Consider the following 20,337-nt stretch of genomic DNA (forward strand, 5'->3'; position numbering starts at 1 on the left):
TGGAGCTTCCTTAGGGCTTCGCAGGCCACTCAATGTTAGGGGCAAGTTCAGGTTCAACACGCATCAGCAAGACGCGGTAGCGGCTCCAGGCTTCAAGATTGGCAATCTCATCTTCCGTGGCGATGCCGTATTTGACGGCATCACTGAGGACGGCAATTTCTTCATCGGCTTCATTGCGTAATGCATTCTTTTTCTGGCGGGCCTGCTCGACCTGGTTTTTTACCACTGCATCCTGATTGGTCACCCAGCCGGTGCCGTTCCATTCGTCAAAGGGAGTGGCGGGCATAATGAATGTCAGGGTGTCAGGCAACGCGCCAACATCTGAAATGACGACAGGCGAGCCATCTTCAATGTGATAGGCAGTTTTTCCCCGGTGGTCTTCAACATAAACCCAGTCCAGTCCTGCCCATTGGGTCGCGAACCCTAATTTAGGCTCTGGTGGTTCAACAAATGTATTTCCTTCCGGGAGTATGAAATATGGCTCAGGGACAATATGAATACCGCCGAGATTATCGTAATATTTTTGCCCGGTTTTATCCTCACGCTGTTGCCATTCCCCATTCTCGAACAGCAATACATATCCCGCGAGTTTTTTAGGTGGCTCAATGAGCGTCATACCGTCAGGAATAACGTCACTCAATTCCACGATAACTGAACCATTACCGAATTTATCCCAGTAGCGCGTTCCACGGTTATCACGCATGTAATCCCAGCCAGTCCCATTCCAAACGCCGGTAAAGCCACTCTGCGGCTCACATTTAACTGTAGTGGTATTGGCAGGTAATCCCGTACCCGCCGGTATGATGGTCAACCCACTACCGATAAACACACCCTTGGCGTCGAAGTGGAACAACCACAGAGCCTGGTTAGTGTCAGAGAAAGAAAATTCACTCATTACGCGAGCCTCACGATGTAATTAAATGCGATGTTCTTGACGGTGGTTTCTGGGTTGCCGTCGCCGTTAACCCGCCCGGTATGGCCGTGCCATCCCAGCACCATGGTGTGAAAATGTTGCCCAGCCCAGCTCGTCTTATTTCGTGTGCGGCGTGAGTCGTTATCAGAGCCGACGATATAATCGGTGTCCCATGCTGCACCTGGCCCGCTCATGCCACCATCGTGGTCATGCCCAGGGTCGGTTGAGGTCTCCTTGGTTCCTAAATCGGTGCTGTCGATCTCCAGCCCATGGGCATGGTATTTGTTGCCGTCAGCCTCATAGCTCAGCAGCGCCCGATTTGCTGCCGGTAAGCCCTTGATGGTCTGGCCGCGCATGTCGGGGATGACCAGGCCGGGATAGGCTTGTGCCAGCTTCGGATAGGCTGCGCCGTCGAACGCCTGGCCAACCATTAGCGCGAACCCCGCAGGAGCAGACGAACCCGGCCACGGGTATGGGATGCCGACCGGCATCATGTAGTCGGTGGACATCAAGCGAATAGCCTGGGCGAACTGATCCAGCTTTGTCTTGTCAGGCGCAATGCCCGCCAGCGTCAGCACGTTGAGCATTTCGGCCTGGATGATGTTGAACCAATCGCAGCCGGGATACGTTGGCTCTATGCCTTCACCGCCTTCGGTAAACCACCTAGGCTGAGTAAATAACTGCGGGTGAACCGTGGGCATTTCCGCCACACTGCTTGCATTATCGATATGGAACATTAATTCACCTCAAAAATATATTCGTAGCCGTACCCGGCCAGGCGATATTTGGTTAATACGCACTCAAGCATTTGGGTGTGGTATTCAATCAATGGCGTCAGCACATCTTCCACCACGGTAAACCGAGTGACCGGCGTGTCATGTACCGTAATGGACAATAAAAACCGGTAGCGCTTGGGGTAAATACGCGCCATGCAATTACGCAGGCAGTGGTGCGGCAATATTTCCCGCACCGTAATATCGAATCCCAGCGCGTTCGCCACGTTTTGGATTTGCCACGGAGCCAGCCCGCCTTTGCGGTGATATTTCTCAACCACAGCAGCCCGGCGCGATAAAAAATCATTATTGGGAATATTGCACTCCGGCAATCCCAAATAATTTTCCCACTCAGGCAGGAGCTGAGCGGTAGTTTCTGGGCGCATTTCCGCCAGTAGTAAGTCGGCGTTAATTTCAAGCCGGTTTAAACGGTGGCTAACGCCCCTTATCAGCGCAGTTAAATCCGCCGTTTCATCACGGGGCCAGGCTCGCCCTCGGGGCATGTTCTGCTGAATGGCATCTTGCCATTCTGTTACGCTGTGAGCCATGTGACGTCCCCGATGGTGATCAGCTCACCGCTCGCGCTGGTGATATCGCTGTTGATGTTCAGGGTGTAATCCGTCACGCCGGTAGCCGTACCGATGGCTGTGCGTAGGCTGGACAGCAGCAACGTCGAACCTGGTGACAATGTCCGTTGCAGTGCGTTGAGGTTGGCCAGCGTGGCGCGGCGTGTCTCCGCTGAGTCGGGCACCAGCTTAATGGCCGGGCCAATCGGCTTGAGCGTCAGCGATATGATCCACACCTCAATGCCGCCTGGCTTACCGACAAAATTCCCGGTCGCCGGGTCAGCGTGCCGGAACAAGTACTCATTCATCGCGGCCCTGTCGGCGGCGGTCGGGGTGATGTCCGTGCGGCTATCGTAAACCCAGGCGAGGCCAACGGTTCCCGGCCCGTGCCAGGCATCCCAGGCCCAGGCACGGCTTACCCCCGCCATCTCACGCGCCCAGATGACGTAATCATGGACGGCACCGCCCACCGGTGGGTTGCGTTTGCGGAACAGCAGCCGATCAAGCAGCTCACTGATAGGTTCAATATCGGTGCCGCCGGTAAGGCCGTTGCCATCCACCACGCCGGTGCTCTCGACGCCAGGAATGGGGGAAACCAGCGTTAGCTGGGCGTCGGCATCCAGGTTGCCGGACGCGCCGACGTCGTCAGCCTGGATAGTGACGGTCTGCACACCGTTGGCCGGTGCACTCGCGGTAATGACATGGTAACCGTTACCGTTACGGGCCAGCATCTCGGTGTTTAGCGGGATGGGCTGAGACCCTTTGAAGACGGCCTTGCCGGTGGCATAGGTTGCCGCTTTGCGGATGACACCTTCGGTGCTGGCGGTATCGATAATTGTCTGGTCATCAGATTTTGGCGACGGTACTACCTGGTCGGCGATCCAAGACTGATAGTCATAGACGTCACGAACAGCACCACTGAATGAGGTATTGAGTGCGCGCTCAACACCAACCGGCGGCAACTTTTCATCCAGTTCAATTTCAATATCCTGTTCGCCGGTTTTAATTAACTGGCGCAAGGTCGGCACATTAAATGGCATTCTCTAACGCCTCCCAGCGCTTTTTAATTTCTACTGTTAATGCCGTTTTATTTGGGCGAGCTAATACAACGGAAAAGGAAATCCAACCAGGCTGCGGAATAATTGCGGTGACGTGGGCGGTTTTCGCATAGCCCGCGTTAATTAGCGGTTGCATGGACAACCTGGCGTAATTCTCTACGAGTAAACGAACAGATTCGGTGAGCTTCTCGCGTTCGAGCAGCCACAACCGTGAACCCCATTCGTCATCGCTGAAGGAATCACCCGGCCATCCGCGACGGTCATCAGTCCCATCAGGGATAACGTCGCTTTCTTTGGCGCGGGCGTCGGTGAAAAGACAAATCAGCACTAAAGTAACAAGGCCCTCGTCAGACGAAAGGCCATTGTTGGTTACTTCGATATCACCGCCTTGGGGGTGGTGCCAATTTATTTTGACGGTCATAACATCTCTGAAGTATCAGCACCGTCGCCATCTTTGTGAATGTGTTTAAGAACGCTTTTGCCCTTAACAGTTATATCTTCACTGAAGTTGGCGGGGCCGGTGACATTAATAAGTTTACTCACAATGTCACAGGATTCTTCAGCAACCAGATTAACCGTTTTCCCTCTTAATTCTATTACACCATCTTTCTTAAGGGTGATGGTGTGGCCCTCACTGTGATACACGCAAACGTCGCCGGGGTCTAGCCCTTTAGGCCGTGATTTCTTGTCCTCAACCGCGATGGCCACCAGGCCGGAACGTCTACCTCCGACCGCTATCACGATAGCTTCAGAGCCTGCTGGCGGCACTGACGTCACCCCGTAATTCTGGAACCTTTCAACGTCGTCGTTTGTCTCATCCGCCAGGCTTTGTACCTGTAAGTTTTGCCGCCCCAGACTATCGGTCACGATGCGCACCACGGCGCGGTCTACCATCAAGCGCAAGCGGCGACTCATGGCGGTGATTGAACGGGCTATATTCTCGGTTTTTAATCCCATGTAACCCCCAGACTGGCCGTTTTCTTACCTTTGCCTTTCTTGCCCTTGGCTTTCTCGGCGGGCATATCCATTGATTCAGGCGGCACCAGGGTTAATACCGTGATGCGGCCATTTTCATCGTGCGAGAACGACACGGTTTTAATTAGCCAGGTCACCTTCAGTTGCTGAATTGGATCATCAATCGGCACCAGTATATTGGGCAGCCAGAGTGGCCCGGTTTCGCCATTCTCACGCCAACCGGCAACGGTGATATCTGTGGCGTTCGCCTCACCCATAGCGCTGGCTTTGTACCACTCCCCACGCGCGCTCGCGCCACCAACAGTCAGGTTGTCTTCGTTCACCAGGATTTTGGGACGATAGCGCGTAATCTCAGCATCCGTGATAACCACCTGGCGACCGCCAACCACTTTGACTGGCTGGTCATCCCAGGTTGTTCCACCTGCCGCAGCGGAGCCTTTTACAATGTACTGGCTGGCGCGCTCACGCCAACTGAAGCGACCACGTGCGGCAAGGATGTTTTGACCAAGTACCAGCGCTACGCTGGCGCGCTTAGTGGATGCTCGAGTGATAACCAACCGCCCCCAAGCGTCAGACGTCATTAAAACACCGCGCTGTTTTGCCAGGCGATCGAGCAGTTCGAAGGCCGTTTCGCCCTGTTCCAGGGTGACGCCGCCAAAGGTGTCGCCGGTGTCAGTTTCGGTGATGACCTGGATGTTGTAGGGCTTGCAGATCGCAGCGGCAATTTGCTCCAGTTTTTGGCCTCGCCACTGCCCGGATTTGTCTACCACCGAGCTGTCAACCAGGTCACCGGTTTTATCCCGGCCCAGCACGCGTAATGAAACATTCCTGTCGTCGTAGCTGGGAATAAAGTCATCAATGTAGCCCGTTAGCGTTCGATCCTGGCCGATGTTGACGCTACACGCCATGCCTGGCTTGATGGAGCGCGGCGCGGCCTGCGACCACTGTGCGGTCACTGCCAGGTCAAATTCACCAGCGATGCTGTCCAGGCTGCGGTTAATGGTCATTGCTGTCCAACCGCCCCAAATTTTCCCGTCAACGTTGAGGGTCAGCTCCTCACTCATTCCCGATCACCTCAATGGTTTGTGATGGCAAAATAAACGCGGGATATCGAAGTCTGTTGCGTAATACCAGGCTATCGCGTCTATCTGCGTAGCCCAGTTCGCGCCAGGCTAACAGCATCACCGGCGTGGTTTGAGATGGAGATATGCGGCGCAGCTCCGGTAGCTGCACACTACGAATACGAACATCGTTGACCACGGCAAATCGCAAGGCTCGCAATGAGCGCCACAAATCACGCTGCCCGGATTCAACCGCGATGTTGGCTTGTTCTCCCAGCAATTCAGCAAGCTGATCACCGGCGTTTTGAGCCTCCTGGCTGGTTTCAAACGTTGCAGTCGCTACAGTTTCGGCTTTCGCGACCAGGGCAGAGGTCACAACCAAGAGCCTGAAATCATCGATGTTGGTGCGCATCTCATCTGTGATATCCACCAGAGCCGTAGGGGTGACACTACTGGCAAAACCCGTGGTGGCATTTACCGCCACATTGTCCGCCATGGATTTGGTTGCCGACTGTGCCGCGCGGTCACCATCCCATTTATCGCGGAGTTGGTCATAGACACGCAGCGCCCACGGTGCCTCAGTCACCAGGTCTTTTATATCGCTGATGAGGTCTGTGACATCCCGGATCAGTTCACCAGGTGTTGCCACGATGATTCCAGCGAGGTCTTTGAAGCGGTTCAGTCTGTCCATCCACTCATTAAGTGCGTCAGGCAGGGTTGGGAGGTTAGCGACCAGCCCTTGCATATCGTCAAGCAAGGTATCCACCATGCTGCCCATGCCATCAATCGTCGCAAAGTAATCGCCATTGACCAGCGCCGCTTTAACCTGGTCGGCAGCACTCAATGTTGTGGCACTGGTGTCTTCCTGCTGGGTGGGAAACAGTTGTTGGCCAGCCTCAAATACTTCAAAACTTATGTAGGCAATACCGCCTTCCTGGGTACTAAGCCGGTGGGTTACTTTGCCTGCCTGAACCTGCTGCACGCCATACCAGGGGTGAACCAGTTCACCAGGCCCAGGCGTATTGAGCGCAGCCAAAAGCCTGTTCAGTTTATCCAGGTAATCGGCCCCCAGAAGGATGCCGCTAATTTGCTGCTGGGTGAGTTCTGCGCCGTTGTCCTCTGTCCAGCCCACGTTCTTTCGTGGGTAGGCATGAGGGATGGCGCGACGGCCACCGGTACCTTCGACGTCCTCAAGATAAAACGCGGCCCCACGGAATGAGGCTTCATGTAAGTCTTCCCACTTGGCCATCAATCTTGCTCCACATTACGCACGCCGCTGCTGGCGCTCATCGTCACACCAGGCGTGCTTACATTGACTTTACTCACTTGCACCCGGTCATCTTTAACCGTCACCTCAATGCTGCCCTGAAACTGCTGGGGAACCATGGGATACGAGCTGCCTTGATTTTGTGGCTGAAGGGACGCCCACGGCGATGGGTCTTGATAGGCAGGGGCGGACGTTACCCAGTCCTTGACCTCTTGCCAGACAGAACCCGCAGACACTGGCGTAGGCAAGGCGGATTTATCAACTGACTCATCGATCCAGCTACGGAGTGCGGAGCCTTTGGCCCATTCACCTGCACCAGTGATGTCGTACAGGGTTTTAGCACCATAGTCCGCCAACTCCGTCATGCCGTAGACCATCCCCGCACCGCCGATCGCGCGGCCTGCCAGCCCCCAGAATCCTTTAGTGGCCGCGCCTGCACCGGCCGCAGCGGCTGCACCGCCTCCAGCAGCACCTGGTGCGCTTTTTCCCGCAGCGCCGCCCAGACCGCCAACCCCCATGTTAACGACGTAGACCGGCATGACGCCGGAGCCAAACACATCGGTAACGCCTTTGGGAACGCCTTTCTTTCCAGGCTTCAGGAAGTCATAGGCACCTTTACCTATCTGGAACGCCTTACGAGCGGCCAGCAGGCCACCCACCGCGAGCGTGACGTTCTTGCCGATCTCCAGCCAGTTCTGGACTGTGGCCTGGTCTACGGAGTTCAGCGCATCGGCCAACTCCTGCACTGGTTTGGCCAGGTTGGCGTTCGCGAATTTCTCGCCGGTGGTTGTCAGGCTCTGAATCGCGGAAGTGAAGTCTTGCCCAGCATATTTTGCATCGCCCTCAATGCTGCTGCCGTCTGCGGTCACCCCCATAAAACGACGCAGGTTTTCCATCCCGGATTGACTGGACACACCGGAGATTAAGTCCAGGCTGGTCTGGGTAAAGCCGACCTGTTGCAGCTCACCAATTTGGCCTTGCCCTCCTTTTTTGGCACCACCAGCTTTAGACTTTCGTGCAATCTCTTCAAGTAGCTCCGGCAATGCTCGTAGACGTCCTGCGCTGTCTTTGACGTTCACGCCTTTGTACTTAAGGTTTTTTGCTATCTTGGGGTTCTGAATCTCACGGATAAAGTTTTCGACCAGTGTCGCAGCGGTATCGCGGTTACCGGTGGCCCCGATCGCTGACTCCAACAGTACGCCAACATCTTTGATGCCTTTAACACCGATGCCGCCAGCGGCCGCATAGAGCGACAGGGCTGGTGTTGCCTTTTCAGCGAGGTCTTTCAGCTCAAATGCACCTTCCTTGCCCAGCTTGTTCAAGACGTCCATGGCCAGGAAGCCGTTCTTGCCGTCGTTGATCCCGTACTTTTTGAACTCGGCAAACAGCCCGCCGATAGACGCCCCGGAGCTGCCGGTACCGGCAATGGTTGCAGCCAGCCCCTTCAGGTTTTTTAGGCCAAACTCCATATCACCGGTGCGGGCGTTGATCTCCTCCAGCGCGCCAACCACTTCACTACTGTCTACCTTGAATGCAATAGACACATCCTGGACGTCGTTGAAGATTGCGCCCATCTCTGCGCGTGTTTTGTCGGCGGAAATACCCAAGCGGGTTAGCCGGCGATCGACGGTGGCGTAATTACGTAAAATCGCGCCGCCGGCAAAGCCGGCGATGGCCGTGGTATATCGATTCCCTAAACTGTCCAGCCCGCGCCCAGCCGCCGCCGTGGTGGCTTTGACCACTGACATGGCCCGCTCGTTACGTCGGGCAAAGTCTGTCATGTTGGCACCATACTGGCGGGCCTTGGCCGTGAGGTTACCCGCCAGATTAATGATGATTTCAGTGTCGAGGCGCTTGGACATGCTGCTTCCTCAGTTGTTCGGTGATGCGGAACAGTTGCCGCAAGGGCAACTGTTCCAGGTATGACACGCTGAACCGCGCGCTGAGGTTGACGAAAAGGTTACTGAACGCCGTCGCCAGCGGCATCAGCTCGCCCCCGTTGGCCGATCCCCCGAATTAACTCATCCAGGCTCTCGGCTTTCTGGTTGAGCAGTTCCAAATCTTCCGGGTGAAGCTGGCCCAAATGCTTGAGCGACAGCGGCCCAGGCAAAATGCCCAGTTGAGATACCTGGCGGCGTAGCAGCTCCAGCCCATACAGCACTTCGGACACATACGCTACGGCTTTGCCGTTCTCACCGATCACGACACGTTCAGCCGCCAACTGCGAATCGATAATGTCCTGGCCGGACAGTTCACGCAGCTCGACGTTGAGGTTTTTCGTTTCATCGTCGGTGCCTTTTCCGGTGACCAAGCCGTGGGTTAACTCAAAACTGACTTTGGCCATGGCTTATACCTTTACACATTTGGTGCCGAGGAGCGTGACACTGATCTGGCCATTGTCTTCGCTCAGTTCAGCCGGATTTTCTGCGGCGGCGCCGGTCATCATGTAGCTCAGACCATTGTCACCTTCGAACATCACTGTGACGTTTTCCCAGTTGCTGATCTCGATGACGTCCATGTCCTCTGCTGCCGCGATGGTCAGCTGTATAGATGGCGCAGCCATCTTGCGAGAGGTTCCCCAATGCTTCCCGCCGCCGCTGTGCATCGTGCGCGCATAGCCGCCAGGGTTAAGGGTGGAGGATCCCTCCGTTTTAATTTCACGGCCATTCACGCGAATGGCTGCCATGCCTAAAATCATGCTGCCCCCTTAGAGCTTGAATTGGATCAGGCCAGCCAGAACGCGGAGCTGGTTGATGATGTTCGGATGAGCGACAAAATTGAGCCGGTTCTGGTCACTGATGTCCCGTTCAACAGCCAGCGAGTCTTTGTAGTCGTCAAAGTCTTCCACCAGACCGGCAGGCTCAAGTTCAGTCAGGAAGATATCCAGCAGCTCCTGGCGACACAGCTTTGGCGTGATGACCGGCTGGCCTGCGGCCAAGGTCTCCAGCACATCATCATCGGCGAGTTTGTGGCGCGGATATCGATTGGTGAATCGGTTCTTAATGACGTAGCGGATATGGCCCAGCGTGGCCGGTGAGGTGATATCCAGATAAGACACATCAGCATCGCCAAAGCTGTTAACGCGATAGGTCGTAATTTCGCGCTCGATGCACACGTTGCCGCCTGCATCTATAAAGTGCGTCGCTACGCCATCGAACAGATGCAGGTTACGTTCGACCATATCCCAGCGCACTTCTTTAGCCGGGGCCAACAGACCAGGCAATCTCAGTGTTTGCAGCGGTCGTGCCGGGTCGATTGCCAGGTTAAACGCCGCGACGCCACCATAAGCCGCCGCCCACAAGTACGACGGTTGCGGGGCAATGTTGGTGCCGATAGCGGTGATCAGGAAGTCATTGCGGGAGCTGCCCCAGGTGCCGGTTTGTGCGTGGGTACCACGAACGGCGGTATAGGCGATGGCCTCAATCATCTTGAGCGGCCCCCAACGGCTCAGCAACTCATCGCGCAACGTGTTCAGGCTGGCCACATCGTTAAACGGGCTGACGATATGGTTGAACCACTCATCGCCCAGGGCTGCGACCACTTCAGCCATTTCCGGCGTGCCGGAACCACCGGTGAAGGAGGTTGTGGTGATGCTTAGCCCGGCAGGCGTCTGTTCGCCGACGTAGTAATTCAGGCGCACGTCCAGGTCATTTGTCGTTTGACCTGCCCACTTGGCCGTCAGTACCACCGTGCCAGTGTCGTTGCCTTTTGCGGCCGCAGTGACTGGCAGCGATGCTTTCGCATTCAACGCAGCAATCACCGCGCTGGTCACCGTCGCCGCTGTATCACCGGCTTTTACGCCGACCTGAATGGTCACGCCGCACACCAACAATGCCAGCGTGCCAGCCGCAGTGGCGGTGCCGGAAACTTTCAGCTCTGATACGGCTGCGGCACCTTCAGCCAACTCATCGATCCCCATCGCCCAGGTTTCGGTGTAGCTGTTGCCTTTGCGTAATGCCTTGAGCATTTCCGCCAACATTGAGCCACGGCCATAGAGCTGATCGGCCATGCTGTCACTGGTGATACGGTTTTGGGTCAGTGCCGAGGCAGTACCGGTTTTCAACTGATGACCAATGACCAGGATTTTATGTTGCTGCGCCGGGGCGCTATCCAGTGCCAGGGAATTATCGATTTCGATATAGACCAGTGGCACGCGGACATCATTGGGAATTGAGCCTAACGACATTGTTACTTCTCCGCTTTGGTTGGTTTGGCGGCTGGCGCTACATCGACCAGCTCGGTGGTTGGCACTGGAATATCGCTAACAACCAAATCGCCTTCAGCAATTCGGCGCAGCCAGAATGCCGTCAGCGGCAAGGGTTCACCGGCAGCAGCTAACAGGGAGCCGTCAGGCTTGCGAACCTGCACGGCTTCTGACTTGGGTTTAATTTGTTTTGTTTTCATCGTTCTTCTCTCGCACGTTAATCACACCGTTAACCTCAGGCACGCCGCCGGGCGGTATTACTGTCATCCCCAATCGGAGGAAATCAGGCAGCTCGCTAATGTCCGTTTCTTCATCGAGTTTAAATTCTTGGCCCCATGTCACCGCCCACATGGTCACGCCCAGGTCATCCAGGCTTCCGCTATAGATGTTCTCGGCGGAAATGCTTTCTGCCTTGCGCTCCGCCCCCATACCTTTAGTGGCTTGAGGCATCGCCAAGCGGCGGGCCAGTTTGCCAACCATCACTTCTGCGCGTAGGTCTCGCCCATATCCCCAGGCGTCGGTGGCCATCACATATGCCACCCAGGTCACCAGCCCGACAATCCCACCTGTTTCATGGCGGATATCTCGGACACGCAGGGCCGCGACACGCACGGAACCATCGCGATCGGTGAGATGTCGCTTCACTTCATCCGGGCTGTTGAATTGGCCAATGTGGCGTTCGACAACGCGCACCTGGTCGGGTTGGCTTCCCTGCAAAACGGGCTGCAGCCAGTTAACAATCCGCTCAGCGGCGGAAACTGTGCTGCCTAGCGTGACCAGGCTGGGACGTTCACTCACGGCAATACCTCTTTCCAAAAGTCACCAATGATGTGCAACAGCTCGTTGCTGTTGCTGTTCGACAAGCCAAGCCATTCACGCTGCGGGATGTTCATCATACGGCTGTGGGCGCGCACGCTTTGCCATACCGGGTGCTTCAGCGCCCGACCAAATGCCTGGCGGATCAGCCTCTGATGAGCACCGACGGACACGCTACCGCTGAAGCCATCCTGGTGAATGCCTGGGTATTTCAGCGGTGTCCCCACACGCACCTGGTTTCGCTCTGTGATAAACGTAATGCTGTCCAGCATATCGCCGTCACCTTGCAACAGGCTTTGGTTGCCGTGACGGGTCTTTGCATAGCCCTCTGACCAGTCTTGCCAGGCTTGCCCACCTGGCGCTTGTTTCTCGTCGGTAATGCGACGGCGGGTCTGGGATTCAACCACTGCCCCGATACTGTCCAGCAGTTCGGCGCGCAAACCGCCGTCGGCCAGACGCTCCATGGCTTTCTGGATATCCGCCAGCTTTTCAGCGCCCAGGACTTCAACCTGAATCCCCATCAGAGAACACCCTTAAGGCTCTTGCGGGTGAACAAGCGCGGGTTTTCACCGACCATGATGACCTTGCCGCTATCGCCTTCGGCAGGTTGTTCTATGGTCGGCAACCCCAAATCACGCTGGCCGTTTGCGATTTCCTTCAACGTCTTGATCGCATCTTCATAGCGTTTGCGAACCAGCTCGGTCGCCTGGTTATCACGGTCAGCCAGCCAATAGAAAGCGATGGAGATCGCCACCCGGTTCAGAATGCGGGGAACCGCCGTTTCCAGAGGCAACTTGTACCGGCGAGACAGCAACGAGTTGATTTCCTCATCGGTGTCATCCAGTGCCTGGCTGATTGCTTCCTCATCCAACTGATCGGTTTCCCGATTGATGGCCACGTTCCAAAGATAGGAACCGTCGGCAATCAGCAAATCATCACGGGTGGCGTAGTGCATCATTCCCCCTGGTCTTTAATCACGGTTGGCAGAACGGTTACTCGGAGGTGTGGCTCAGCCTTCAACCTGTCAGCGGTCTCGGTGCTGATGAACGGTGCAATAGCATCCTCTGCTTGGCTTTCAGCGTTATCCGCATCAGGCGTATCACTGACGAACACATTGACGCCATCATGCGGCCAGAACAGCCCGGCGCGGTAAAAGCCGTTGGGCGAAACCGCCTGCACCAGCAACACTTCAACATCCGGCAACGTGGCCACGTTGGACTCCGGCAACGTAGGCTTATCATCGCCAACTACTCCAGATGCTGCTGGATCCGATTCCGGTGACGGACTGGGCTGGGCAAGTGGCTGATAGTGTCCTGTAAGAGCTGACGCAGTAACCGGCGTTTTAGCCGTTTGAGTTGCTTTTGAATCAGCCTGGTTGGCTTGCTCCGACTTTTTTTTGTCTGGTTTTCCACTCACTTTTCCATCCTCTTTGTGGCGTTAGCGAGCGTTTAAACACCCGCTAACGCATAGGTAAACGTGGGTTAATAGACGGTGGCTTAGCCGCCGGACGGTGGCGCAGCAGGCGTCACGATGAACGGGCTGTTCACAATATCCACGTCTTTGTAGTAGATGTTGGAGTCACCGCCATTGACCAGCATGGCGTCGATTAGCTTCTTCGCGGCCGCCCGGTTGGATTTGCCGACGACTAATGCAGTCGGGTTGATACCCAGTGGGACGCCGTTGTCTTTCTTCATACCCTGGAGGATCTCCACGGCTTTTTCGTAGTTTGCGACCGTCAACGGAGCACGGGAACCTACCGCGGTTTGCCAGAACCCAAAACCAGCTTCACAACGGCCGTCCACACCGAACAGGAACTCATTGTTCTTGAAGGTATGCTCCCGGCTGTAATCGTCCAGCGCTGTGAATTCAAACTCACGACGTGGCTGGAAGATGATAGGTTTGAGCACTTGTGAGTTATCGATCAGGAACCATGGCTCACCAGCTTCAGCACCTGTCCCTACAATGTTGCTGTAGGTGCCGCCTGCCATCGGATGGTCGGTATCAAAGAAGTTCTGACCGTCGTAACACAAGGTGCTGAATCCATTAACAAGTAATGGGAAAGTCAGCTTGTCAGGGAAAATGGCAACATCTTGGCCAATACGCTGCGCAATAACGCCATATTGACCCACCTGATCATCTTCAATCGATTCACGTTTGACCTTGACGGAGCTTTCCCACGTCTTGTTGACGATCACGTAACCGTTCTTAGCCAACTCAGCGAACTGGCGCTCACCAATCCACTCCTTGATCTCCGGCCAATCACCTAACCAGGCGTAAGTGTTGGACGCGCCACTGCTCGGTATCACGGTGGCAATTTGCAGGTACTGCGGCTGCGCACCGTTAAGCCCTTTGGTGTACGCGGCGCTCAGTGTGGTGCTGATAGCGTGTAAGATTTCTGCATTAGGTGTTGGCATTACGGTTATTCCTCAGTGGCGTTAGGTTTGGCGGCCAGGAACTCCGCCTCGGTGATACCCATGGAACGGCACATGGCCACCTCGGTTTTGGTCAGCGCCTGCTTGTCCTTCTGGCCTGGCGCTTTCTTTTTCTCCGGGTCGGTGTTCACAATCACCGGTGCGGCTTCGGTGAACGCGCCGAACTGCTTGCGACCTTCTTCGGTGCGGCAGGTTGCCAGGTACATATCACGGTTGGCTGGGGCGATTTTGCCTGCGGCAATCGCCGCATCCACCAGGCCTTCCGCGTCTTTCTCTGCGCGTTCTTTCAACGCGGTCTCCGCTGTTTCCGCACGATTGAGCGCCAGCTGATGGGTCTCTTTCGGCACCCAGGACGCCAAATCGGGATTTTGCGCACGGTTCAATGCGACCTGTTCGGCGGTCTTCAGGCTCTGGATAGCAGTGACACCGGATTCCACGGTGGCGTCTGCGCCCAGGCCCAAGGCTGCCGCAATCTGTTCAGGCAGTTTCATGTCGGTGTTCTCCGAGTTAAGGGCTGGTACAAATAAATTGGGTTTGTTGGTCAGGCCGACGCTGGACAATTTCGTGACCAGGCCACTGGCGGTGAAATGGAATGCCGGACTGTAGTAGAGGTACTTTTTCCCCTGGATGAGCGCAGCCCCCTCTGGGGTCCACTCAACGCGTGCCCAAATCTGATCACCGTCGATTTTAAGGTCGGTGATCCAGCCGTAAGCGGGCGCAGGGTCGCCTTGCGGGCCTTTCAGCTCGGTGGCGTGCTCCATATCGAACGGCAGCTTGTTGTATTGCAGCGACGCGGCAATGACGGCTTCCGGTTCGTTGGTGATCCACGAACGGCCATCGCGCCCGGTGAACGAACCTATAGGCAGCATCGGCAACCATTCAGGCAGCTTGTTGTCAATGGTGTCCGGCAGCTCGAAACAGAGCGCCAGCAATTCAACGGACATGGGGTCATCCACACAAAGAAATCGTATGGACAGTGTGCGGGGGAACGGAGGGAAAGGTGGATTAACCGCTTTCCCTCCAAATGCGGGAGAGAACCGTGTTTAAAACACGTTTAAAAGCGCACAGGAACGTTTAACAAATTTTCTATGCGCCATCGTACCACAGAGCGCGTTAGCGTCACTACGCGCGTTACAGCGAGGTTACCCGCCGGAGTTAGCGGCCAGCATCAAAAGCCTGCTGCTTGGCCTGGAGCTGGCGTTCCAGTGCGGCCTGGCGACTGATGCCGGGATTGTAGTTCCACCCAGGGTCAATACCCTCCGGCACCAGTTCCTCCTCGCCAGTGCGCTTGTTCAACCATTTGACGTTTTTGACTGGCGGAGCCTGCGTTTTCAACGGCACCCTGGAGCGACTGACCTGTCCGGTGGGTTGGCCGTTACCGTCGAATACCGGCGCGGTCTCCGTCACGCCATTTTGCACCATCTGGTCATACTCGTATTTGCTGACCTGGCGCACACCGCATTTGCAGCCCCAGCCGTTCGGGCCGATGTGAGTCAACCAGAACGGGTGATCGACAGGCAGGCAAGTGTTGGCCCATTGGAGATGATCCACGCGGTGCTCCCTGGACGGCCCCAGGGTATAAATCAGGTACGGCATCGCGCGCTTGGTTCGCTCAATACGCTGCCACTGCCCGGCACTCCGGGCGGTGCGCATGTTGGTGTTGTAGATGGTGCGCAGGCGGCTATCGCTGCCGAGCTGCACGACGCGGGTTTCGCCGGTCAACGGGTCGTCCATCTCCCGCACTCCCCACCATCCGCGTTTGACCAACAGCGGCTCCAATACTTTCTGAAAGTCGCGGAAGGTCTGGCCCTCGGCCAGCGCCTGAGTGACCAGGGCTTTCACATCGCTGAGCAAATCGAGCTGCGTCATCTTCGCCACGGTAAATGCGGCGCTGTGTTCTTCCAGCCACACATCACGATAATCAAAGCCGGGTTTGAGCTTCTTGGCCTTGAACCAGGCCAGGGCCTCCTTGGGGACAATGTCGTTATCAGCCATCGTTCATATCTCCCAGGCCGCGCGCCTTGAAGCACAGTTGCGTCAACCCTTCGATAAATTCGCTGGCATCCAGGCTGGCTTGCAGCTCCGGCAATCGCGCCAGGAACTCTTCATAGCTGTCAACCTCATTGACCAGCGCTAATACCGGATTGGTGAACGCCGTGCCAACGCGTTGCCAGTCGTTGATCCCCTCGTTGGCCAACAGGTCAATATCATCCGGTGCAGACTCGCGATTCAACGCCAACTGTTCGCGGTTAAGGGCGGGCAACATGGCATAGCCACTCTGGCTCCCGGCAGGTTGCAGGATATCGGAACCTTCTTCCGGCTCGTCCAGGCCAAACTTGTCACGCAGCGCCGACGACTGGATCTTCATCCCCCGGTCAATCAGCGGAACCAGCGCCTCCACCATGGCCTTCAGGTCTTCCGGCTCATTGATACGCAGGCAGACTTTCGGGTAATTGGCCTGCGGGCCATAGTTGAGCATGATGAACGGCCGCACCAGGAACTCATTGAGGGTGTTCTCCAGTTGGCGAGCATCCCACCTGGCGATATCCATGCGCACCCGGTCATGCACGTTGGCCTGGCTCTGACTGCTGCCGTTGTCGGTGGTCATCGTCTGCCCCAGAACCGCCTTACTGGTCTGTGCGTCACACCATTCCGCCATGCCCTTGAATAGGTCGCCGCCGCCCTGGCGGCTGGCGGTCTCGACCATGTCCACCTGCATGGTGGACGGGATGGCGCACCCGGCATCGGAAGCCAGAGACGCGATGGCGTCAATCAGGGTCTGAATATCTTCTGCGCTGGCGTTGTTACCATATTTGCCGATGGTGATCGGCAAACCGAACTTCTCACCGAACGCCCACCAGTCGCGCACCGTGAATGACTTCAGCATATACATGACCGCCACCAGACGCGCCAGACCGTTGCGCAGCGGCAAGCCGGATTTAAGGCGGGGCTGATGGATGATGTATTTGTACGCGGCCAACGGCTCGCCGTTGAACGGCTCCGCTTCGGTCAACACATGCACCTGGCGCAGCGTATCCGCGTCCATCTTGAGGAAGCGTGGATCAACCCAGGAATAATCACGCGGCATCCATGGTACGGTTGAGGTGTCCCAAAGGATCTCCGCCACACCAATGCCTTTACCCAACCCGTCAAGGAGGTCAAACAGCAGCTCAGGGAGCTGCGGGCGCTCAATCATCACGCGGACAGCATCGGCCAGCTCGACGTCGCGTGCATCATCGCTGGCGGCCTCGACCGTCGGGATAATACCGGCGACGGTGAGCTTACGGGTACGCAGCACGCTGGAGTAATGGAGATCGCGCTCCTCCATCTCTTCGGCCAGGATGAAATAATCCAGAGCATTGCCGTCGGCCGCGTTGCGTAGCACCCCCGCCAGGCGTTGCGGCGTGATGGTGCTGGCGACGCTGATACCGGCATTGGCGCGGCGGGTGCCGGTGGCGCGGGCACGGGTTTGTTCTTCTTTCAGAAGGTCTTGACTTACCTCTACCTTGTCACCGGTGGCGGGGTGAAACAGGTTACGGATGGCTCCGGTCAGCTTGTTTAACATTACAGTAGCCCTCGTTGATTTTTCAGCCCGCGCGTGATGCGCATTTGGCGGCGCTCATCGCGCTCCTCCGGCCGTTTGGGTTGATTGAGTCGGTGCAGCTCATAACGGCGGCAATCCTCTTTACTGGCCAGATAGGCCAGGAAAATCGCATAGGCGCTGTCACCGTGCCGCTTGTGGCCATCGCTGCCGGTATTCTCCCGGTCATCGATACCCGGCACGCCGCGCAAGACGACAATCTGGCCCAGGTCGTTGACAACATCCTCATGCTTCGGCACGACCAGTTCATCGTCTTCAAACGCTGCCTTGAAGCGCGGCATGTTCTCGCGGTAGTGGGCGACAGACGGCATCACGACTTCCACTTCGGCACCGTAGCGTTCGGCGGCCTGCTCGGCCAGGTAGTTGCCGTTGCCGCGCCCATCAAGCTTGATGCCGTCACGATGCGGCAGACGGTCGCAGATGAAGAACAGCGCCTGCTCCTGCTGCTTGTAGGGGACGTTCGCCAGCTCGACCAGGAACGGCACCGTTCGCGTGGTGTCGTCATTGACAGTGATCGGCGCAAAGACCGTCAGGTGACCGGAGCGCGCGAAGTCTTCGCCCAGCGCGTGACGTTTATCGGGGAGCTGGTTAAGTACCGGCAGCACGGTTTTCTCCAGCCATTCCCGCATATCCAGCGCCCGCATCCCTTCCGGCAGGGCGTTGAACTCCGCCGAGCCGGTAAAGCGCAGAACAGGGCCGTCACCGCGTGCGGCACGCTCTCGGATTGACCGGGCCAGGTAGGTGCCGCTGCCGTTCTTCGGCACGCAATAGTATTCCTCCAGCGCATCATCCTGCGTGGCAGTATCGCGCAACAGATCGGCTTTCCATTGGTCTTCGGCGGGCTGGCTCCATTCGCGCTTTTTCACCTGGCAGATGCGCTTGTACAAGCCATCGCGGCACGCATCATCAAGGGTGATGGTATGAACGGAATAGCGTTTCTTCCCGGCGCGACTGTCCTGGATCAACTCGTTGAACAGATTGTCCGTGCCGTTATGGGTGCTGATAAGGCGGACTTTTGCGCCCCACATCGTGAGCGCCAGCGCCGCCTTCAGCACCTCCGCCAGGCGCTCATGGAACGCCGCTTCGTCGATAGTCACGTTGCCTTGCATACCGCGCAGGTTGCTGGGGTTACTGGACAGCGCCTGCACCTTGAACCTACTGGCGAAGTAGATGACAAACGTCAGAATGTCCTTATCGTCATCGGCCAGGACTTCTTCGCAAACGTCAGCCGCTGCCAGGTCGTAGGCTTTGGCCCACATCGCCGCCGCATCGATAAACTCGCGTGCCATCTCTTTGTTGGAGCCGACGTAAAAGTGATTGGTGCCACCGGCGGCTTTGGCTTTCGACGCCGTTAAAGCGGCATCTGCCGCCTCTGCCCAGGTGATACCGGTTCGGCGGGATTTCTCAGCAATCTTCAGCGGTGAGTCGTCAGCGATCCAACGCCGCTGATAACCAAGGAGGACTTCGTTTTCATCGAAGTCCTCCCCGCTGTTAATGCCGGTCGCAATGGCGTTTAAACTGGCTGTTAGCATCATGCAATCCCCAATATCTGGCGTTTGATGTCTGCTGCCTTATCCGCAGACAACCCCGCCTGAGACACGATCTTCTCCGCTGTGGCCGCCGCTTCTTCCGCGAACGCCTGGCGGATCTCTTTTTCACGTTTGTGGCTGACCATTTGTGCCGATTCGATGCGCTGCGCGACTAATGCCAGTTGTCCCAGGGCTTTCGGCTCCACGGGGCCATCGCCTTCGGACAACGTCATGGAGGTTTCAAACGCCAGGGTTTTCACAAACTCCATCAACAATTTGCCGACGTCAGACGTCGGCGCGGACCCCAGCTTGGCGGCCCAAATTTCCGCCATCTCGCGGGAGGCGCGAATTTTGGAGCCGATAGCCTCCATGCGGCTGGCGTAGCGATTCAGGCCGGTACGGCTTAGCTGCATGTCGTCAGGCAACTCATGCTGGTCAATCAGCGTGTTGATAGCCTCACGGATTTCTTCCTGGGTGTGGCGTTTGTCGCGCAGCATCTGGTGCAGTGCATCACGGATGTTCTCCGGCAACAGGTCAATCTTTGACGGACGGCCACGGGTCGGCTTTTCATCGGCCATGCTTCGTTCTCCAGGCTGATATCTGCGCTTTACGCTCTTTGCCAATGGCCCGTCGTAGCGTATCCATGGCGCGCTTGTAAGACGGGTTATTGTTCAAGAACGTGTTGGTGAAGCTATCTGGTGACTCGCGGTCATAGGGCTTGCCGGTGGCCTTTTCATAGGCTGGCGCAATCACATCGGACTCTATCTCCAGACAGACCATAACGGCGGCAAGGTGGTGGATCAGCCGCCGTTGTGCATCGGTATAGGGCTTAAGCTTTGCCATCCGTTACCCCCGTGCCCGTGGCTTTTTGACACCTGGCACGATGGCCCGGCCGTTGGCCACATCGTCGCCGCGCCCGGTGATCGTCGCGACATAACATCCGGCCACATCGCGCAGACTGACAAGTCGCTGCTCCGCCAGCCAGGCCAGATGCGTGCGTACCACATCACGGGATGTACTATGCCCATACGCCTCAAGGCAGGTTTGCAACACGGATTCGTTCGCGCTGTCACCGCACTCCAGCAAGGAACGCAGGATGACCAGTCGCTGATCGCTATCAAGAATTTCTCGCATGGCCATGG

Annotated in this window: 25 protein-coding genes; all 25 read right to left on the reverse strand. The window is 56.7% G+C overall.

The genetic code is table 11. The features are described from left to right. Positions 1–10: 10 nt before the first annotated feature. Entirely contained in the window at positions 11–895 is an 885-nt protein-coding gene (locus ACF8MC_RS22005) for a tail fiber assembly protein (RefSeq protein ID WP_197842174.1), read from the reverse strand. Then, complete coding sequence (locus ACF8MC_RS22010) at positions 895–1,650, reverse strand: phage tail protein (RefSeq protein WP_060430715.1); 756 nt, start codon at positions 1,648–1,650, stop codon at positions 895–897. Before ACF8MC_RS22010 ends, ACF8MC_RS22005 begins: the two co-directional genes overlap by 1 nt. Then, positions 1,650–2,234, reverse strand: a complete 585-nt coding sequence (locus ACF8MC_RS22015) for a putative phage tail protein (protein ID WP_197842175.1) — start codon at positions 2,232–2,234, stop codon at positions 1,650–1,652. The genes ACF8MC_RS22010 and ACF8MC_RS22015 overlap by 1 nt, the downstream gene beginning before the upstream one ends. Next, positions 2,219–3,292, reverse strand: coding sequence for a baseplate J/gp47 family protein (locus ACF8MC_RS22020; RefSeq protein ID WP_197842176.1), 1,074 nt, complete (start codon positions 3,290–3,292; stop codon positions 2,219–2,221). The genes ACF8MC_RS22015 and ACF8MC_RS22020 overlap by 16 nt, the downstream gene beginning before the upstream one ends. Continuing rightward, positions 3,282–3,731 (reverse strand): phage GP46 family protein, encoded by a 450-nt coding sequence (locus ACF8MC_RS22025; RefSeq protein ID WP_169540840.1) that lies wholly within the window; start codon positions 3,729–3,731, stop codon positions 3,282–3,284. Before ACF8MC_RS22025 ends, ACF8MC_RS22020 begins: the two co-directional genes overlap by 11 nt. After that, positions 3,728–4,267, reverse strand: a complete 540-nt coding sequence (locus tag ACF8MC_RS22030) for a phage baseplate assembly protein V (RefSeq protein WP_197842177.1) — start codon at positions 4,265–4,267, stop codon at positions 3,728–3,730. Before ACF8MC_RS22030 ends, ACF8MC_RS22025 begins: the two co-directional genes overlap by 4 nt. After that, positions 4,258–5,349: a phage baseplate assembly protein gene (locus tag ACF8MC_RS22035; RefSeq protein ID WP_169540838.1), complete on the reverse strand. Its 1,092-nt coding sequence runs from the start codon at positions 5,347–5,349 to the stop codon at positions 4,258–4,260. Before ACF8MC_RS22035 ends, ACF8MC_RS22030 begins: the two co-directional genes overlap by 10 nt. Next, positions 5,342–6,595, reverse strand: a complete 1,254-nt coding sequence (locus ACF8MC_RS22040; protein ID WP_197842178.1) for a DNA circularization N-terminal domain-containing protein — start codon at positions 6,593–6,595, stop codon at positions 5,342–5,344. Before ACF8MC_RS22040 ends, ACF8MC_RS22035 begins: the two co-directional genes overlap by 8 nt. Continuing rightward, complete coding sequence (locus ACF8MC_RS22045) at positions 6,595–8,475, reverse strand: phage tail tape measure protein (protein ID WP_392423999.1); 1,881 nt, start codon at positions 8,473–8,475, stop codon at positions 6,595–6,597. Before ACF8MC_RS22045 ends, ACF8MC_RS22040 begins: the two co-directional genes overlap by 1 nt. 98 nt (positions 8,476–8,573) lie before the next feature. Then, positions 8,574–8,957 carry a phage tail assembly protein gene (locus ACF8MC_RS22050; RefSeq protein WP_103826579.1) on the reverse strand — a complete coding sequence of 128 codons (384 nt, stop codon included), beginning with the start codon at positions 8,955–8,957 and terminating at the stop codon, positions 8,574–8,576. Positions 8,958–8,960: 3 nt separating this feature from the next. Further along, entirely contained in the window at positions 8,961–9,311 is a 351-nt protein-coding gene (locus tag ACF8MC_RS22055) for a phage tail tube protein (protein WP_197842180.1), read from the reverse strand. Positions 9,312–9,320: 9 nt separating this feature from the next. Next, positions 9,321–10,799, reverse strand: coding sequence for a phage tail sheath subtilisin-like domain-containing protein (locus tag ACF8MC_RS22060; protein WP_197842181.1), 1,479 nt, complete (start codon positions 10,797–10,799; stop codon positions 9,321–9,323). Positions 10,800–10,801: 2 nt separating this feature from the next. Beyond that, a complete protein-coding gene (locus ACF8MC_RS22065) occupies positions 10,802–11,017 on the reverse strand; it encodes a DUF2635 domain-containing protein (protein ID WP_197842182.1) in 216 nt (71 codons plus the stop codon). Then, positions 10,998–11,615 (reverse strand): hypothetical protein, encoded by a 618-nt coding sequence (locus tag ACF8MC_RS22070; RefSeq protein ID WP_197842183.1) that lies wholly within the window; start codon positions 11,613–11,615, stop codon positions 10,998–11,000. Before ACF8MC_RS22070 ends, ACF8MC_RS22065 begins: the two co-directional genes overlap by 20 nt. Next, on the reverse strand, positions 11,612–12,154 hold the full coding sequence (locus ACF8MC_RS22075; RefSeq protein WP_197842184.1) for a phage virion morphogenesis protein: 543 nt from the start codon (positions 12,152–12,154) through the stop codon (positions 11,612–11,614). Before ACF8MC_RS22075 ends, ACF8MC_RS22070 begins: the two co-directional genes overlap by 4 nt. Continuing rightward, positions 12,154–12,591: a phage protein Gp36 family protein gene (locus ACF8MC_RS22080; protein ID WP_197842185.1), complete on the reverse strand. Its 438-nt coding sequence runs from the start codon at positions 12,589–12,591 to the stop codon at positions 12,154–12,156. The genes ACF8MC_RS22075 and ACF8MC_RS22080 overlap by 1 nt, the downstream gene beginning before the upstream one ends. Further along, positions 12,588–13,049, reverse strand: coding sequence for a hypothetical protein (locus tag ACF8MC_RS22085; protein ID WP_197842186.1), 462 nt, complete (start codon positions 13,047–13,049; stop codon positions 12,588–12,590). The genes ACF8MC_RS22080 and ACF8MC_RS22085 overlap by 4 nt, the downstream gene beginning before the upstream one ends. 80 nt (positions 13,050–13,129) lie before the next feature. Then, positions 13,130–14,047, reverse strand: a complete 918-nt coding sequence (locus ACF8MC_RS22090; RefSeq protein WP_197842187.1) for a Mu-like prophage major head subunit gpT family protein — start codon at positions 14,045–14,047, stop codon at positions 13,130–13,132. A gap of 5 nt (positions 14,048–14,052) precedes the next feature. Continuing rightward, positions 14,053–15,009, reverse strand: coding sequence for a phage protease (locus ACF8MC_RS22095; RefSeq protein WP_197842188.1), 957 nt, complete (start codon positions 15,007–15,009; stop codon positions 14,053–14,055). Between the two features lie 211 nt (positions 15,010–15,220). Continuing rightward, positions 15,221–16,060 carry a phage minor head protein gene (locus ACF8MC_RS22100; protein ID WP_060430681.1) on the reverse strand — a complete coding sequence of 280 codons (840 nt, stop codon included), beginning with the start codon at positions 16,058–16,060 and terminating at the stop codon, positions 15,221–15,223. After that, on the reverse strand, positions 16,053–17,630 hold the full coding sequence (locus tag ACF8MC_RS22105; RefSeq protein WP_197842189.1) for a DUF935 family protein: 1,578 nt from the start codon (positions 17,628–17,630) through the stop codon (positions 16,053–16,055). Before ACF8MC_RS22105 ends, ACF8MC_RS22100 begins: the two co-directional genes overlap by 8 nt. After that, a complete protein-coding gene (locus tag ACF8MC_RS22110) occupies positions 17,630–19,198 on the reverse strand; it encodes a hypothetical protein (protein ID WP_392424021.1) in 1,569 nt (522 codons plus the stop codon). Before ACF8MC_RS22110 ends, ACF8MC_RS22105 begins: the two co-directional genes overlap by 1 nt. Next, on the reverse strand, positions 19,198–19,773 hold the full coding sequence (locus ACF8MC_RS22115; RefSeq protein ID WP_197842191.1) for a phage protein Gp27 family protein: 576 nt from the start codon (positions 19,771–19,773) through the stop codon (positions 19,198–19,200). Before ACF8MC_RS22115 ends, ACF8MC_RS22110 begins: the two co-directional genes overlap by 1 nt. Next, on the reverse strand, positions 19,763–20,038 hold the full coding sequence (locus tag ACF8MC_RS22120) for a hypothetical protein (RefSeq protein ID WP_197842192.1): 276 nt from the start codon (positions 20,036–20,038) through the stop codon (positions 19,763–19,765). The genes ACF8MC_RS22115 and ACF8MC_RS22120 overlap by 11 nt, the downstream gene beginning before the upstream one ends. 3 nt (positions 20,039–20,041) lie before the next feature. Beyond that, the gene (locus ACF8MC_RS22125; protein ID WP_060446335.1) at positions 20,042–20,329 is read right to left on the reverse strand and encodes a hypothetical protein; all 288 of its coding nucleotides are present in this window, start codon (positions 20,327–20,329) and stop codon (positions 20,042–20,044) included. Between the last annotated feature and the right edge of the window lie 8 nt (positions 20,330–20,337).

Source organism: Serratia sp. LACPHL-BACT-2024-00286, assembly GCF_043109535.1.
Lineage (GTDB): Bacteria > Pseudomonadota > Gammaproteobacteria > Enterobacterales > Enterobacteriaceae > Serratia > Serratia sarumanii.